The organism is Stenotrophomonas sp. YJH_SMC_127 (assembly GCF_059372445.1).
Genome location: NZ_JCAFVO010000005.1, coordinates 105320 through 121547, shown reverse-complemented (window position 1 = coordinate 121547; position 16228 = coordinate 105320). Strand labels below are relative to the sequence as shown.

General features: G+C 66.6%; 13 protein-coding genes. 10 read left to right on the top strand and 3 right to left on the bottom strand.

Annotation, left to right across the window (positions count from 1 at the left end; translation table 11 throughout):
* The first annotated feature begins 1 nt into the window (after position 1).
* Positions 2–1915: a polysaccharide biosynthesis protein gene (locus AC5QAB_RS13370; RefSeq protein ID WP_014646852.1), complete on the top strand. Its 1914-nt coding sequence runs from the start codon at positions 2–4 to the stop codon at positions 1913–1915.
* The gene (gene galU, locus AC5QAB_RS13365) at positions 1912–2790 is read left to right on the top strand and encodes a UTP--glucose-1-phosphate uridylyltransferase GalU (RefSeq protein WP_032960751.1); all 879 of its coding nucleotides are present in this window, start codon (positions 1912–1914) and stop codon (positions 2788–2790) included. The genes AC5QAB_RS13370 and galU overlap by 4 nt, the downstream gene beginning before the upstream one ends.
* A gap of 474 nt (positions 2791–3264) precedes the next feature.
* On the opposite strand, the gene AC5QAB_RS13360 is transcribed toward galU, so the two are convergent.
* From AC5QAB_RS13360 to AC5QAB_RS13350, 3 genes are all read right to left on the bottom strand, one after another.
* Positions 3265–4473, bottom strand: coding sequence for an acetyl-CoA C-acyltransferase (locus AC5QAB_RS13360; RefSeq protein ID WP_495233448.1), 1209 nt, complete (start codon positions 4471–4473; stop codon positions 3265–3267).
* A 74-nt stretch (positions 4474–4547) separates the two neighbouring features.
* Positions 4548–6920 (bottom strand): 3-hydroxyacyl-CoA dehydrogenase/enoyl-CoA hydratase family protein, encoded by a 2373-nt coding sequence (locus AC5QAB_RS13355; RefSeq protein ID WP_495233447.1) that lies wholly within the window; start codon positions 6918–6920, stop codon positions 4548–4550.
* A gap of 39 nt (positions 6921–6959) precedes the next feature.
* Entirely contained in the window at positions 6960–7613 is a 654-nt protein-coding gene (locus AC5QAB_RS13350; protein ID WP_134967079.1) for a TetR/AcrR family transcriptional regulator, read from the bottom strand.
* A gap of 361 nt (positions 7614–7974) precedes the next feature.
* Between AC5QAB_RS13350 and ndk the strand changes: the two genes are divergently transcribed.
* The 8 genes from ndk (at position 7975) to moeB (ending at position 15944) form a co-directional block, all read left to right on the top strand.
* Positions 7975–8400, top strand: coding sequence for a nucleoside-diphosphate kinase (ndk, locus tag AC5QAB_RS13345; RefSeq protein WP_005409295.1), 426 nt, complete (start codon positions 7975–7977; stop codon positions 8398–8400).
* 10 nt (positions 8401–8410) lie between these two features.
* Positions 8411–9616 (top strand): dual-specificity RNA methyltransferase RlmN, encoded by a 1206-nt coding sequence (rlmN, locus tag AC5QAB_RS13340; protein ID WP_005409296.1) that lies wholly within the window; start codon positions 8411–8413, stop codon positions 9614–9616.
* Complete coding sequence (pilW, locus tag AC5QAB_RS13335) at positions 9603–10388, top strand: type IV pilus biogenesis/stability protein PilW (RefSeq protein WP_495233446.1); 786 nt, start codon at positions 9603–9605, stop codon at positions 10386–10388. The genes rlmN and pilW overlap by 14 nt, the downstream gene beginning before the upstream one ends.
* A gap of 18 nt (positions 10389–10406) precedes the next feature.
* Positions 10407–11279, top strand: a complete 873-nt coding sequence (locus AC5QAB_RS13330; RefSeq protein ID WP_032960759.1) for a RodZ domain-containing protein — start codon at positions 10407–10409, stop codon at positions 11277–11279.
* 64 nt (positions 11280–11343) lie between these two features.
* Entirely contained in the window at positions 11344–11982 is a 639-nt protein-coding gene (locus tag AC5QAB_RS13325) for a YfgM family protein (RefSeq protein WP_032960761.1), read from the top strand.
* Entirely contained in the window at positions 11982–13190 is a 1209-nt protein-coding gene (gene bamB / locus AC5QAB_RS13320) for an outer membrane protein assembly factor BamB (RefSeq protein WP_046430197.1), read from the top strand. Before AC5QAB_RS13325 ends, bamB begins: the two co-directional genes overlap by 1 nt.
* Positions 13191–13207: 17 nt before the next feature.
* Positions 13208–14605: a ribosome biogenesis GTPase Der gene (gene der / locus AC5QAB_RS13315; protein WP_014646861.1), complete on the top strand. Its 1398-nt coding sequence runs from the start codon at positions 13208–13210 to the stop codon at positions 14603–14605.
* 202 nt (positions 14606–14807) lie between these two features.
* On the top strand, positions 14808–15944 hold the full coding sequence (moeB, locus tag AC5QAB_RS13310; protein ID WP_495233445.1) for a molybdopterin-synthase adenylyltransferase MoeB: 1137 nt from the start codon (positions 14808–14810) through the stop codon (positions 15942–15944).
* The last annotated feature ends 284 nt before the right edge of the window (positions 15945–16228 follow it).

Sequence of the window (16228 nt, the reverse complement as noted above, 5' to 3'; positions counted from 1 at the left end):
TATGGCTTCACCCTGGCGGGACAGAATCCTCGGCCTGATGCCGCGTTCGGCCATCGTCTGCCACGACCTCTTCATGGTCTGGGCATGCTGGCAGCTGCTCCATGCAGGGCGTTACTCGATCCTGCCCAACGCCCCGGCGCTGCCCCTGTGGAACGTCGATACCACCCTGGTCCTGCTGCTGCAGGGCCTGGTGTTCTGGCGCGTGGGCCTGTACCGCGGCCTGTGGCGGTTTGCCAGCGTCAGCGACCTGCTGAACATCTTCAAGGCCAGCTTCATCGGCATGGTGGCCATCATCCTGGTGCTGATGTGGAAGCGCTTCGACGGCGTACCCATGTCGGTGCTGGTGATCTACCCGTTCGCGCTGTCGGCACTGCTCGGCGCGCCGCGCCTGCTGTACCGCGCCTGGAAGGACTACCAGGCACTGCAGTCCGATTCCAGCGCCCGCCGCGTGCTGATCCTCGGCGCCGGCCAGGCGGCCGAGACCCTGGTGCGCGACCTGCGCCGCTCCGGCAACTTCGAGCCGGTCGGCCTGCTCGACGATGCACCGCACCTGCGGGGTGCCAAGCTGCAGGGCCTGCCGATCCTGGGCACGCTGGATGACGCGCCGACGGTGGTCCGCGAGACCGCTGCCAAGCTGCTGGTCATTGCCATGCCGTCGCTGGACGCCGCAGGCATGCAGCGCGTCGTCGCGATCTGCGAAAGCACCGGCGTGCCGTTCCGTACCGTGCCCAAGCTCAGTGACATCCTGCAGGGCCAGTCGCTGCCGGGCCAGCTGAAGGAAGTGGCGATCGAGGACCTGCTGGGGCGCAAGCCGATCATGCCGGACTGGAACCTGATCCGCGGCTGGTTGGGTGGGCGCACCGTGATGGTTACCGGCGCCGGTGGTTCGATCGGCTCGGAGCTGTGCCGCCAGTGCGCGCGGCATGGTGCCGGTCGCATCATCCTGCTGGAGATCAGCGAACTGCTGCTGCTGACCATCGAAGGCGAGCTGCGTCGCAGCTTCCCCGATGTCGAGATCGAGGCGGTGCTGGGCGACTGTGGCGACCCGGCGGTGATCCGCCACGCGCTGTCGCTGCACCCGGTCGATACCGCTTTCCATGCGGCCGCCTACAAGCATGTGCCGGTGCTGGAACGCCAGCTGCGCGAAGCGGTGCGCAACAACATCCTGGCGACCGAGAACGTCGCGCGCGCCTGCCTGGAAGCCCGCGTGGAGCATTTCGTGTTCATCTCCACCGACAAGGCGGTCGACCCGGTCAATGCGCTGGGCGCGAGCAAGCGCTACGCCGAGATGATCTGCCAGAGCCTGGACCAGAAGTCCACGCATACCCGTTTTGTCACGGTGCGCTTCGGCAACGTGCTGGCATCGGCCGGCAGCGTGGTGCCGCTGTTCCGCGAGCAGATCCTGCGCGGTGGCCCGGTCACGGTCACCGACCCGGAAGTCAGCCGCTACTTCATGACCATTCCCGAGGCCTGCCAGCTGATCCTGCAGGCGGCCGCATCGGCGTCGCATGGTGCGATCTATACCCTCGACATGGGCGAGCCGGTGCCGATCCGCGTGCTGGCCGAACAGATGATCCGCCTGACCGGCAAGCAGCCGTACAAGGACATCCAGATCATCTATACCGGCCTGCGTCCGGGCGAGAAGCTGCACGAGACGCTGTTCTATTCGGACGAAGATTACCGCTCCACCGCGCACCCGAAGATTCTCGAGGCCGGCGTGCGTACGTTCTCGCGCGACCTGGTGCTGGGCAACGTTCCGCGCCTGCGCGAGGCGATTGCCAGCTACGACACCGCCCGCATCCAGGAAATCCTGTTTGCGACGATGCCGGAATTCTCGCCAATCGAACAGGATGCTTACATTTCATCCGCTAAAGTCGTGCCTTTTCCGGCACGTGAGGCCAACAGGCACCAATGAGCAAGCGAATTCGCAAAGCAGTTTTCCCGGTGGCAGGATTGGGGACGCGTTTTTTGCCAGCAACCAAGACTGTGCCGAAGGAGATGCTGCCGATCATTGATCGGCCGCTGATCCAGTACGCGGTGGATGAGGCGATCGAAGCCGGCTGTGACACGCTGGTGTTCATCACCAACCGCTACAAGCACGCCGTTGCCGACTATTTCGACAAGGCGTACGAGCTGGAGCAGAAGCTTGAGCGCGCTGGCAAGCAGGAGCAGCTGGAACTGATCCGGCACGTGCTCCCCAATGGTGTGCGCGCGATCTTCGTGACCCAGGCCGAGGCGCTGGGCCTCGGGCACGCGGTGCTGTGTGCCAGGTCGGTGATCGGTGACGAGCCGTTTGCCGTACTGCTGCCCGACGACCTGATCTGGAACCGCGGTGCGGGCGCGCTGAAGCAGATGGCCGACCTCAACGAAGCCAGTGGCGCCAGCGTGATCGCGGTCGAAGACGTGCCGCACGATAAGACCGCCAGTTACGGCATCGTCGCCACCGATGCGTTCGATGGCCGCAAGGGCCGTATTTCGCAGATCGTCGAGAAGCCGAAGCCGGAGGACGCGCCGAGCGACCTGGCGGTGGTGGGTCGTTACGTGCTCAGCCCGAAGATCTTCGAGCTGCTGGAACAGACCCAGACCGGTGCCGGCGGCGAGATCCAGCTGACCGATGCGATTGCCGAGCTGCTGAAGACCGAAGAAGTCGATGCCTATCGTTTCGAGGGCACCCGCTTCGACTGCGGCACGCACCTGGGTCTGGTGGAGGCGACGATCCGCTTCGCGCTGGACAACCCGAAGCTGGCTGGCCCGGCGCGGGAGAAGCTGGCGGCGATGCTGGCGGAATAATGGTTTTATCAAGCGCTCCGTGCGGCGCCTTGATTGATACGTGGGGGAGGGGGCGGGGGCCCTCTCCAAAACACGCCAAAGCCCTTCCATGGTGCTCGATGGCGCCATCCATGGCGCCAACGGTTTTGGAGAGGGCCATCCGCCCCCTCTCGACAGTTTCCGTGCGGCGCGGACGGGAAGGGCGGAATCAAAGGCAGAAGCAAAAGCAAAAAGGCAGCCACTGGCTGCCTTTTTTCGTGGGTTGGGGTCAGATCCCTTTGCGCAGCAAAGGGATCTGACCCCAGCCTTTGACCCTGCCTTTGCTCATCCCTCCGCCGCGGGGAGGCTGGAAGGGCCGGGTTGGCAGGGCTGCCCGGGACCGTTGGCGCCATGGATGGCGCCATCGAGCCCCCATGGAAGGGTTCACGGCGTGTCCCGGGCAGCCCTGCCAACCCGACCCACGCCATGAAGCCCAACGAGGCAACGCCTTGAACCTTACAGCGCCTCGAAAATACCCGCCGCACCCATGCCGGTGCCGATGCACATCGTCACCATGCCGTACTTCTGCTGGCGACGACGCAGGCCGTGCAGCAGGGTGGCGGTACGGATCGCGCCGGTCGCACCCAGCGGGTGGCCCAGGGCAATCGCGCCACCCAGCGGGTTGACCTTGCTCGGGTCCAGGCCGCAATCGCGGATCACCGCCAGCGACTGCGCGGCGAACGCTTCGTTCAGTTCAATCCAATCCAGCTGGTCCTGGGTCAGGCCGGCCTGCTTCAGTGCCTTCGGGATCGCGGCGATCGGGCCGATGCCCATCACTTCCGGGCGCACGCCGGCCACCGAGAAGCTGACGAAACGGGCCAGCGGGGTCAGGCCGTAGTCCTTGATCGCCTGTTCCGAGGCCAGCAGCACGGCACCGGCGCCATCGCTCATCTGCGACGAGTTGCCGGCGGTCACAGTGCCGCCGAACTGGCCGTTGCGGAACACCGGGCGCAGCTTGGCCAGGCCTTCAGCCGAGGAATCCGGGCGCGGACCTTCGTCGGTGTCGGCGATCTTGTTGCGGGTGATGATGCGCTGGCCGTCGGCCAGGTCCGGCAGGTGCGAGACGATCTCGTACGGGCTGATCTCGTCCTTGAACTCGCCGTTCTGGATCGCGGCCATGGCCTTCTGGTGCGAGGCCAGGGCAAAGGCGTCCTGGTCTTCGCGCGAGACCTTCCACTCTTCGGCGACCTTCTCGGCGGTGATGCCCATGCCGTAGGCGATGGCAACGTGGTCGTTGTCGAACACGCTCGGCGCCATGGCGATCTTGTTGCCCATCATCGGCACCATCGACATCGACTCGGTGCCGCCGGCCAGCATCAGGTCAGCGTTGCCCAGGCGGATCGCGTCGGCGGCCTGCGCCACGGCCTGCAGGCCGGAGGAGCAGAAGCGGTTCACGGTCTGTGCGGCGATGGTGTTCGGCAGGCCGGCCAGCAGCACGCCGATGCGGGCCACGTTCATGCCCTGCTCGGCTTCCGGCATGGCGCAACCGATGATGGCGTCATCGATGCGGTTGACGTCCACGCCCGGGGCCTGGGCGACGACGCTGCGCAGCACGTGCGCAAGCAGGTCGTCGGGGCGGGTGTTGCGGAACATGCCCTTGGGCGCCTTGCCAACCGGGGTACGGGTGGCGGCGACGATGTAGGCGTCCTGGATTTGCTTGGTCATTGCAGTGATCTCTTGAATTTTTTAGCCGGAGTGCCGACCAACGGTCGGCACCCACCGGAAGCAGGGATGGGCGATCAGTTACGCAGCGGCTTGCCGGTCTTCAGCATGTGCGCGATGCGGGCCTGGGTCTTTTCCTGCTGGGCCAGTTCGACGAAGTGCTTGCGCTCCAGGGTCAGCAGCCACTCTTCGTCGACCAGGGTGCCGCGGTCGACCTTGCCACCGCACAGCACGGTAGCGATGCGCTCGGCGATCTCGTAGTCGTACGGGCTGATGAAGCGGCCTTCCAGCATGTTGACCAGCATCATCTTGAAGGTGGCGATACCCACGTCACCGGCCACCTGGATGCGGCGTGCCGGCAGCGGCGGGCGGTAACCCGCTTCGGCCAGGGCGCGTGCTTCGGCCTTGGCGATGTGCAGGGCCTCGTAGCTGTTGAACACCACCTTGTCGGTGCTGCGCAGCAGGCCCAGTTCCTTGGCGTTGACCGCCGAGTTGGACACCTTGGCCATCGCCACGGTCTCGAAGGTCTTCTTCAGTTCGGCGAACACGTCGCCGCCCGGGCCCGCGGCCTGCGAGGCGCACACGGCCAGTTCCTTCAGGCCACCACCGGCCGGCAGCAGGCCGACGCCGGCCTCGACCAGGCCGATGTAGCTTTCCAGGAAGGCCACGGTCTTGGCGCTGTGCATCTGGAACTCGCAGCCGCCACCCAGGGCCAGGCCGCGCACGGCAGCCACCACTGGCACCAGCGAGTACTTGATGCGCTGGCTGGTGCGCTGGAAGTTGGCAACCATTTCTTCGAACTGGTCGACCTTGCCGGCCTGCAGCAGGCCGAGGGCACCGGCCAGGTCGGCACCGGCGGAGAAGGGTTCCTTCTGCTGCCAGATCACCAGGCCCTGGAAGTCCTTCTCGGCGCGGCTCACGCATTCCTGCAGGCCGTCCAGCACCTGGTCGGACACGGTGTTCATCTTGGTCTTGAAGCTGACCACGGCGATGCCATCACCGTCGTGCCACATGCGCAGGCCGTCGTTCTCGAACACGGTCTCGCCCGGCGCGAACGTTTCGCCCAGCAGCGGATCCGGGAAACGCTGGCGCTGGTACACCGGCAGCGACGAGCGCGGCAGCTTGGCGTTGCGCGACGGGCTGTAGCTGCCCTCGGCGGCGTGCACGCCATCGCGGCCATCGAACACCCAGTCCGGCAGCGGCGCGCTGCTCATGCTCTTGCCGGCCACGATGTCATCGGCGATCCACTGTGCGACCTGCTTCCAGCCGGCAGCCTGCCAGGTCTCGAACGGGCCCAGCGACCAGCCGTAGCCCCAGCGGATGGCCAGGTCGACGTCGCGCGCGGTCTCGGCAATGTCGGCCAGGTGGTAGGCGCTGTAGTGGAACAGGTCGCGGAAGGTCGCCCACAGGAACTGCGCCTGCGGGTGCTGGCTCTCGCGCAGCTTGGCGAACTTTTCGGCCGGGTTTTTGATCTTCAGGATCTCGACCACTTCCGGCGCGGCAGCGCGATCGGCCGGACGGTAGTCCTGCTTCTCCAGGTCCAGCACCACAATGTCCTTGCCGACCTTGCGGAAGATGCCGGCACCGGTCTTCTGGCCCAGCGCGCCCTTGGAAATCAGCGCGTCCAGCCACTTCGGCGACTTGAAGAATTCATGCCACGGGTCATTCGGCAGGGTGTCGCCCATGGTCTTGATGACGTGGGCCATGGTGTCCAGGCCGACCACGTCGGAGGTGCGGTAGGTGGCCGACTTCGGGCGGCCGACCAGCGGACCGGTCAGGCCGTCCACTTCATCGAAGCCCAGGCCGAACTGCTGGGTGTGGTGGATGGTGGACAGGATCGAGAACACGCCGATGCGGTTGCCGATGAAGTTCGGGGTGTCCTTGGCGTACACCACGCCCTTGCCCAGGGTGGTGACCAGGAACTCTTCCAGGCCTTCCAGCACGGCGGCGTCGGTGGTGGTGGCCGGGATCAGCTCGGCCAGGTGCATGTAGCGCGGCGGGTTGAAGAAGTGCACGCCGCAGAAGCGGTGGCGCAGCTGCTCGGGCAGTACGTCGGCCAGCTTGTTGATGCCCAGGCCCGAGGTGTTGGAGGCCAGCACCGCGTGGTCGGCCACGAACGGCGCGATCTTCTTGTACAGGTCCTGCTTCCAGTCCATGCGCTCGGCGATGGCCTCGATGATCAGGTCGCAGTCCTTCAGCTGCTCCAGGCCGGACTCGTAGTTGGCCGGAGTGAGGGCTTCGGCCAGCGACTTGCTGGCCAGCGGTGCCGGGCTCAGCTTGCCCAGGTTGGCGATCGCCTTCAGCACGATGCCGTCGGCCGGACCCTCCTTGGCGGGCAGGTCGAACAGCACGGTGTCGACGCCAGCGTTGGTGAGGTGGGCAGCGATCTGGGCACCCATGACGCCGGCACCCAGCACGGCGGCGCGGCGGACTAGCAGGGAATTGGACATGGTGTAGGGCCTTTGTTGGTCAGCAGTTACTGGGTGGAATCAAAGGGAAGCGGGCAGGACGCTGGCGCGAGCGGCGGCGCGGAACCCGGCTTCGGCGAAATGGATCAGTTCGTGGGCGGCATGGGCACGATGCGCCGCTTCAGTGACACCGGCGGGACGCTTGATCAGCCCGAAGTCGGCCATGGCATAGGTGAGCGAGCCGGCCAGGAAATCCAGGCGCCAGTACAGCTCTTCCTTGCTCAGGTCGGGTACGCACTCGCCGATGGCCTTGCCGAACGCACGCAGCACGTGGCCGTAGTGGTCGGACAGGAACTTGCGCAGGTTGTCGTTCTTCTCGGCGTAGGCGCGGGCGATCACGCGCACGAAGGCACCGCCGTTCTGGCGGTCCTGGGCCAGCGCCAATGCCGGCTCGACGAAGGCGGCCAGCACCGGGCGCAGCTGCCCGGGGTGTTCGCTGCGGGCGCGTTCGAGCTGCGACAGGCGGGCGCCGGTCATCTCGTCCATGCGGCGGCGGAACACCTCGTTGACCAGGTTTTCCTTGGAGCCGAAGTGGTAGTTGACCGCTGCGATGTTGACGTCGGCCTGGCTGGTCACCTGGCGCAGCGAAGTGCCGGCGAAGCCGTGCTGTGCGAACAGCTCCTCGGCCGCGCCGAGAATGCGGTCCTTGGTCGAGAAGTGGGCGGGTTTGGCCATCGGCGGGCGGACCTTAATCAAACGATTGTTTGATACTAGGACCAGACGGTAGCGTATGGCATTTTGCAGTGCAGCAAAAATGGCCCGGACGGTCAGAATCCACTCAGCTGGGTGAATGGGGTAGGGGTCGGGTCCCCGCAGGGGCTCCGACCCCGACACTGGGCCCGGAATGGGGTCAGAGCCCCTGTGGGGATCTGACCCCTGCCATGAGGGTTTGCCGGCCGGCGACCGGCACTACCATGCCAGCGCTTTATCTTTTACAATTCGCCTACGTTTATCAGGCTAAGCCCGCGTCCCGACGCGGGTTTTTTTCATGTTACCCTTCGGGCCATCAGCGGCCCGATTCCATTGGAGACATCCCATGGCGCTGGAGCGCACCCTTTCGATCATCAAGCCGGACGCCGTTGCCAAGAACGTCATCGGCGAAATCTACGCCCGCTTCGAGAAGGCCGGCCTGAAGGTCGTGGCCGCCAAGTACAAGCAGCTGTCGCGCCGTGAAGCCGAAGGCTTCTACGCCGTGCACCGCGAGCGTCCGTTCTTCAACGCGCTGGTCGAGTTCATGATCTCCGGCCCGGTGATGATCCAGGCCCTGGAAGGCGAGAACGCCGTCCTGGCCCACCGCGACCTGCTGGGCGCCACCAACCCGAAGGAAGCCGCGCCGGGCACCATCCGCGCCGACTTCGCCGAATCCATCGATGCCAACGCCGCCCACGGCTCGGACTCGGTCGAGAATGCCGCGATTGAAATCGCCTACTTCTTCGCCGCCACCGAAGTCGTTTCGCGCTGAGAGTAATGCCGTGAACGAGGTCGTACAGTCCCCCGCCATTCAGCCGCTGCCGAAGTCGGCACCCACGGCTGGCAAGCAGAACCTGCTCGACCTCGATCGCGCGGGCCTGGAGAAGTTCTTCGTCGAGGTTCTCGGCGAAAAGAAGTTCCGTGCCCACCAGGTGATGAAGTGGATCCACCATCGCTACGTCACCGATTTCGATGAAATGACCGACCTCGGCAAGGTCCTGCGCGCCAAGCTGCAGGCCCATGCCGAGGTGCTGGTTCCGAACATCGTGTTCGACAAGCCCTCCGCCGACGGCACCCACAAGTGGCTGCTGGCGATGGGCGTGGATGGCAAGAACGCCATCGAGACCGTGTACATCCCGGACAAGACCCGCGGCACGCTGTGCGTGTCCTCGCAGGTCGGTTGCGGCCTGAACTGCACGTTCTGCTCCACCGCCACCCAAGGCTTCAACCGCAACCTGACCACCGCCGAGATCATCGGCCAGGTGTGGGTTGCCGCGCGCCACCTGGGCAACGTGCCGCACCAGATGCGCCGCCTCACCAACGTGGTGATGATGGGCATGGGCGAGCCGCTGATGAATTTCGACAACGTCGTGCGCGCCATGAGCGTGATGCGCGACGACCTGGGCTACGGCCTGGCCAACAAGCGCGTGACCCTGTCGACCTCCGGCCTGGTGCCGCAGATCGACCGCTTGTCCGCCGAGAGCGACGTGTCGCTGGCGGTGTCGCTGCATGCGCCGAACGATGCGCTGCGCGAAACCCTGGTGCCGCTCAACAAGAAGTACCCGATCGCCGAGCTGATGGCCTCGTGCGCACGCTACCTGCGCGCCAACAAGCGCCGCGAATCGGTCACCTTCGAATACACCCTGATGAAGGGCATCAACGACAAGCCCGAGCATGCCCGCGAATTGGCCCGCCTGATGCGCCAGTTCGACAACGCGGTGCAGGCCAAGGATTCGGGCAAGGTCAACCTGATTCCCTTCAATCCGTTCCCGGGCACCCGCTACGAGCGTTCGGAAGAAGCGCACATCCGCGCCTTCCAGAAGATCCTGCTCGACAGCAACGTGCTGACCATGGTCCGCCGCACCCGTGGCGACGACATCGACGCCGCCTGTGGCCAGCTCAAGGGCCAGGTGATGGACCGCACCCGCCGCCAGGCGGAGTTCAACAAGACGCTGCAGGCGGGGAAGGGGAGCGATGCCGCGGCCTGACCGCCTCTGGCTGGCGCTTCTCGCAGGCGTGCTGGCCGTTGCGGTCGGCGGCTGCAAATCCCATCCCAAGGCCAAGCTCGGTCCGAGCCAGGCGCCGGTCTATTCGGTGGGTGACCCGGAAAGCGTGCGGCGCGAAGTGCGCTGGCGCGACCTGTTGACGCTGGCGACCCGCGACATGCAGGTCGGCAATCTCGATGCCGCCGAGCGCAAGGTGCGCGAAGCACTGAAGCTGGCGCCCGAGGCGCCCGATGCGCTGGTGCTCCAGGCTGGCATCGATGACCGTCGTGGCCGCACCCGCCAGGCCGGTGAGAACTTCCGCAAGGCCGCCGAACTGGCGCCGCAGCGCGGCGACGTGCTCAACAACTACGGTGCCTGGCTGTGCCAGCAGGGCCAGCCGGCCGAATCGCTGGTCTGGTTCGACCGCGCGTTGCAGGCGCCGGGCTATGCCACCCCGGGCGAAGCCCAGGCCAATGCCGGCAGCTGCGCACTGGATGCGGGCCAGCTTGAACGTGCCGAACGCGACCTGCGTGCGGCGCTCGTGGCGGCCCCGGCCAACCCGGTCGCGCTGGAGTCGATGGCCCAGCTGAGCTACCGCCAGGGCCACTACATGGAGGCCCGGGCCTTCGCCGAACGTAGGATTGCGGCTGCACCCGCAACGCGTTCCGTGTTACAACTTGCGTCTCAAATCGAAGTGAAGCTGGGCGATCGGGCGGCATCTGATCGTTATCTGCAGCGGATTCGACAGGAATTTCCGCAGGACGCGGGCTCCTAACTCCAGGGTTGATGCATTGTGATTGATGACCAGACTGTGAGCGCTCTCGAGACTGCGGCCGGCTGCGGCACCCGCCTGCGCCAGGCCCGCGAAGCGGCCGGACTGACCCTCGAAGATGTCGGCTCGCGCCTGCGCATGCCGGTCCAGGTGGTCAAGTCGCTGGAAGAGGAACAATGGCAGAAGCTGGGGGCGCCGGTGTTCGTGCGTGGCCAGCTGCGCAGCTATGCGCGCCTGCTCGACGTGGATGTCGGCCAGCTGCTGGAACAGGCCCAGGTCGGCCCGGTGGTTCCGCCCACCCTGGTCAGCCATACCCATACCCCGCGTGCGCGCCGCATCGCCGAGAACCTCGGCCGGCGCGTGCTGTATGTCGGCATCACCGCGGTGCTGGCGGTGCCGGTGTGGTTCGCCACCCGTGGCCACTTCGACGGCAGCGCGACCCCGTCGCCGAGCACCGCCTCGCTGGATGTGATCCCGGCCGCCGTGCCGGTCACCCCGTCCACGGCCGGTGCCGAGGCTGTCGCGCCGGCCGAAGCGGCCACCGCCCCGGCCAGCAAGCCGGCGGCCACCCCGTACGTGGCCTCGCTGGCCCCGGTGCCGCGCCCGGCGCCGGCTCCGGCGGCTGCCGGCAACGCGCTGGAAATGCAGTTCAGCGGCGACAGCTGGGTCGACATCGGGGGCCCGGACGGCAGCACCGTCGAGAAGGCGCTGATCAGGTCCGGCGAGACCCGCAGCTTCACGCCGGGCCAGGTGACCCGGGTGACCCTGGGCAACGCCTCGGCGGTCCAGGTTCAGCAGAACGGCGCTATCGTCGATCTGACCCCCTACCAGCGAGCCAACGTGGCACGCTTTCAGGTATCCTCTGAAGGCTCCGTTGTCCCGGTTTCGCACTGAGGCGCGGTTTCACCACCTTCGATAATCCCAATGGTCCCTCCCGACGGGCGGGGCGAGAGTACGCATGGCGATCGACGATCTGCTCGACGAGCACGAACAAAGTGAACGCGTCCGCAGCTGGCTGCGGAAGAATGGCGCCAGCATCCTCGGTGGCGTAGTCATCGCCATCGGTGCCATTGCTGGCTGGCAGTGGTACCAGAAGGATCAGGGCGGCAAGCTGGCCTCGGCCAATGTCGAGTACCAGAAGGCCCTGCAGGGCCTGCAGCAGAACAAGCTTGACGACGCCGCCAAGGCGGTCAAGGCGCTCGAAGCCGGCCCGTCCAGCATCTACGGCGACCTCGCGGCGCTGCAGCTGGCCAAGGCCCAGGTCGACGCCGGCAAGAATGAAGAGGCACTGGCAACCCTGCGCAATGTGAAGGTCGAAGGTGACCTGCAGCGCGTGGTCGACCAGCGTGTGGCCCGCCTGCTGGTGGCCACCGGCAAGAGCGACGAGGCCATCAAGCTGCTGGGCAGCGCCACCGACAGCAGCAGCCTGGAAATCCATGGCGATGCGCTGATGGCGCAGGGCAAGCGCGATGACGCCCGTGCACAGTACGAGAAGGCGCTGAAGACGCTGGACGTGGCAGCGCCGCAGCGGCGCCTGCTGGAAACCAAGGTTATGGACGCCGGCGGCACCGTCGCCGCCCCTGCGGAGTCGGTTTGATGAGTCAGAAGGTCATGATCACCCGCGTCGCCACCGTGCTCCTGATGGGCATGGCCCTGACCGGCTGCAGCACCATGAAGGGCTGGTTCGCCGGCAAGGACGCGGCCGCGAAGAAGGCACAGGAACCGGCTGAGCTGGTCAAGTTCGAGCCGACCGTGAAGGTCAGCAAGGCTTGGTCGGTCAACCTCGGCAAGGGCGAGCGCCGCATCGGCGTGCGCCAGGGCCCGGCAGTGGCCAACGGCCACGTGTTCGCTGCGGCGATCACCGGTGGCGTGCACGCCATCGACCTGCAGACCGGCAAGAAGGTCTGGACCTGGGAGCCGAAGAAGGAAAAGAAGAAGGCCAAGCTGCGCCTGTCCGGCGGCCCGGGTGTCGGTGAGAACCTGGTCGTGATCGGCACGCTGGATGGCCAGGTCATCGCGCTGGACATCAACGATGGCAGCGAGAAGTGGCGCGCCCGTGTTCCGGGTGAAGTCATCGCCGCGCCGGCCGTTGCCCAGGGCATGGTCTACGTGCGCAGCAACGACGGCCGCGTTACCGGCTTCGATGCCGGCAACGGCACGCAGAAGTGGTTCAACCCGAGCGAGCTGCCGGCGCTGACCGTGCGTGGCAACGCGCCGGTGGTGACCGGCCCGGGCGTGCTGTTCATCGGCAAGGACGAGGGCGCGGTTGCGGCCCTGGCCCAGCAGGATGGCCGCACGCTGTGGGAACAGAACCTCGGCAACGGCGAAGGCCGCACCGAGCTGGAGCGCATGGCCGACGTCGACGGCGCTCCGGTGCTGGAGGGCAACACCCTCTACGTGAGCAGCTTCAAGAACCAGACCATGGCCATCGAAGGCCCGACCGGTCGCCCGCTGTGGGCGCGCGACCATGGCGGTGCCGGTGGCGTGGCGGTGTCGTCGGGCAATGTGTTCGTCACCGACAACAAGGGCGGCGTGTTCGGCCTGGACAAGGCCAGCGGCGCGGCCATGTGGTCGCAGACCGCGCTGGCCCGTCGTTCGCTGACCGGCCCGGCGCTGCACGGCGACTACGTGGTGGTCGGCGACTACAAGGGATACGTGCACTGGTTGCAGGCGTCCGATGGTGCGATGGCGGCACGGGCAAAAAGTGGCGGCGACGCCCTGCTGGCCCAGCCGGTCGTCGCAGACGGGGTGCTGCTGGTGCAGAACGTTGATGGCAAGCTGACCGCCTTCCGGTTGGCAAATTAAAAATTGGAGTAATCGCGATGCTGCCTTTGGTCGCCCTGGTTGGACGGCCGAATGTCGGCAAGTCGACTATTTTCAATGCGCTTACGCGCACCCGTGACGCGCTGGTCCATGACCAGCCGGGTGTCACCCGCGACCGCAACTACGGTGTCTGCCGGCTGGACGAGGACAATCATTTCCTCGTCGTCGACACCGGCGGTATCGCAGAAGAGGAAGAGGGTCTGGCAGGGGCTACCACCCGCCAGGCCCGCGCCGCTGCGGCGGAAGCCGACCTGATCCTGTTCGTGGTCGACGCCCGTGAGGGTACCTCGGCGATGGACGACGAGATCCTGGCCTGGCTGCGCAAGCTGTCGCGCCCGACGCTGCTGCTGATCAACAAGATCGACGGCACCGACGAGGACACCGTCCGTTCGGAGTTCGCCCGTTACGGCTTCGGCGAGATGCTGACCGTCTCGGCCGCGCATCGCCAGGGCCTGGATGACCTGCTGGACGAAGTGATCCAGCGCCTGCCGGAAGAAGGCAGCGGCGAAGAGCTGGACAACGATCCGAACCGTATCCGCATCGCCTTCGTCGGTCGCCCGAACGTGGGCAAGTCGACCCTGGTCAACCGCATCCTCGGCGAGGAGCGCATGATCGCCTCCGACGTGCCGGGCACCACCCGTGACTCGATCGCGGTGGACCTGGAACGTGATGGCCGCGAATACCGCCTGATCGATACCGCCGGCCTGCGCCGCCGGTCGCGCGTGGACGAGGTCGTCGAGAAGTTCTCGGTGGTCAAGACCATGCAGTCGATCGAGCAGTGCCAGGTGGCCGTGCTGATGCTCGACGCCACCGAAGGCGTGACCGACCAGGACGCCACCGTGCTCGGTGCCGTGCTCGATGCCGGCCGCGCGCTGGTGATCGCCATCAACAAGTGGGATGGCCTGACCGAGTACCAGCGCGAGCAGGCTGAAACCATGCTGTCGCTGAAGCTGGGCTTCGTGCCGTGGGCAGAGTCGGTGCGCATCTCGGCCAAGCATGGCTCGGGCCTGCGCGAGCTGTTCCGTGCGGTGCACCGCGCGCACGAATCGGCGAACAAGACCTTCACCACCAGCGAAGTGAACAAGGCGCTGGAAGTGGCCTACGAGACCAACCCGCCGCCGACCATCCGCGGCCACGTCTCCAAGCTGCGCTACGTGCACCCGGCCGGTTCCAACCCGCCGACCTTCATCGTGCACGGCACCCGCCTGAAGGAACTGCAGGAGTCGTACAAGCGCTACCTGGAGAACTTCTTCCGCAAGCGCTTCAAGCTGATCGGCACGCCGGTGAGCTTCATCTTCCGCGAGGGTACCAACCCGTACGAGGGCAAGAAGAACGTCCTCACCGAGCGGCAGGTCAAGGCCAAGCGGCGCTTGATGAAGCACGTCAAGGGCAAGTGATTCACGAGAAGGCGGCCGCAGGGCCGCCTTTTTCGTTGCGGAGAATGGGGTCAGATCCCATTTTCTCCGGAAAAGGGATCTGACCCCGGGTGCAGGGCGGGCGCTACCGCAGGCCTGCGGTGGACCCGTAGAGCCGAGCATAGGCTCGGCTCTACAGATGCTGGTCAAGGCGGCCTGCCGCCACGTGCGCGATAATGCGGCCATGAGCATCCAAGAGCTTTCCCCCGCGCAGGCACGCGAGCGCCTGGCCCATGGCGCGGTGCTGATCGATGTGCGCGAGGCGCACGAACGGGCCGGCGGCATGGCCGAGGGCGCGCGCGGCGTGGCCAAGGGCGAGCTGCAGGCCGACCCGGCCGCGCATCTGCCGCGGCACGACCAGGAAATCCTGCTGATCTGCCAGAGTGGCAAGCGCTCGGCCGATGCCGCGCAGTTCCTGCTGGAGGCCGGCTACACCCGCGTCGCTTCCGTGACCGGCGGCACCGTGGCCTGGCGCGAGCAGTCGCTGCCGCTGGTGCAGCCGCTGGCCAGTGCTGCCGACCGTGACTTCTTTGATCGCTATTCGCGCCACCTGCTGCTGCCGCAGGTGGGCGAGGCCGGCCAGCGCCGGCTGCAGCAGTCGCGCGTGCTGGTGCTGGGCGCGGGTGGGCTGGGCGCACCGGCTGGGTTCTACCTGGCCGCCGCCGGGGTAGGGCACCTGCGCTTCGCCGACCACGACCGCGTGGAGCGCAGCAACCTGCACCGCCAGATCGTGCATACCGAAGCCAGCGTCGGCCAGTTCAAGGTCGATTCGGCGCGCGAGCGGCTGCTGGCGTTGAACCCGTCGATCGACGTCGAGGCGGTGCCTGAGCGGGTCACTTCCGAGAACGTGGATGCGCTGCTGGAGGGCGTGGACGTGGTGCTGGATGGGTCGGACAACTTCCCGCTGCGCTACCTGCTCAACGACGCCTGCATCAAGCACGCCACGCCGCTGGTCTACGCCGCCATCGAGCGCTTCGACGGCCAGGTAAGCGTGTTTGACGCTGGCCGCCAGCGTGGCGTGGCGCCGTGCTACCGCTGCCTGTTCCCCGAGCCGCCGCCGCCGGAGTTCGCGCCGAACTGTTCCGAGGCCGGTGTGCTGGGCGTGCTGCCCGGCTTGGCGGGCGTGCTGCAGGCCACCGAGGTGCTGAAGCTGCTGCTGGGCATCGGTGAGCCGCTGGTTGGCCGCCTGCTGCGCTTCGACGCGCTGGGCATGCGCTTCCGTGAGACCGGCATCCGGCCGGACCCGCAGTGCCCGGTGTGCGCGCCGGGCGTGCCGTTCCCGGGATATATCGATTACGCCGCGTTCTGCCGGGGTGGGTGAGGCTGGCCGGGGAATGCCTTGGTAGATGCCGACCTTGGTCGGCGTTTTCGTGCCAACCAAGGTTGGCACCTACCGAAGCGGGTGCATGGGTTCGGGATCCGGCATCCGGCCGGACCCGCATTGCGCGGTGTGCGCACCGGGCGTGCCGTTCCCGGGGTATATCGATTACGCCGCGTTCTGCCGGGGTGGGTGAGGCTGGCCGGCGAATGCCTTGGTAGATGCCGACCTTGGTCGGCGTTTTCGTGCCAACCAAGGTTGGCACCTACCGAAGCGGGTGCACGGTT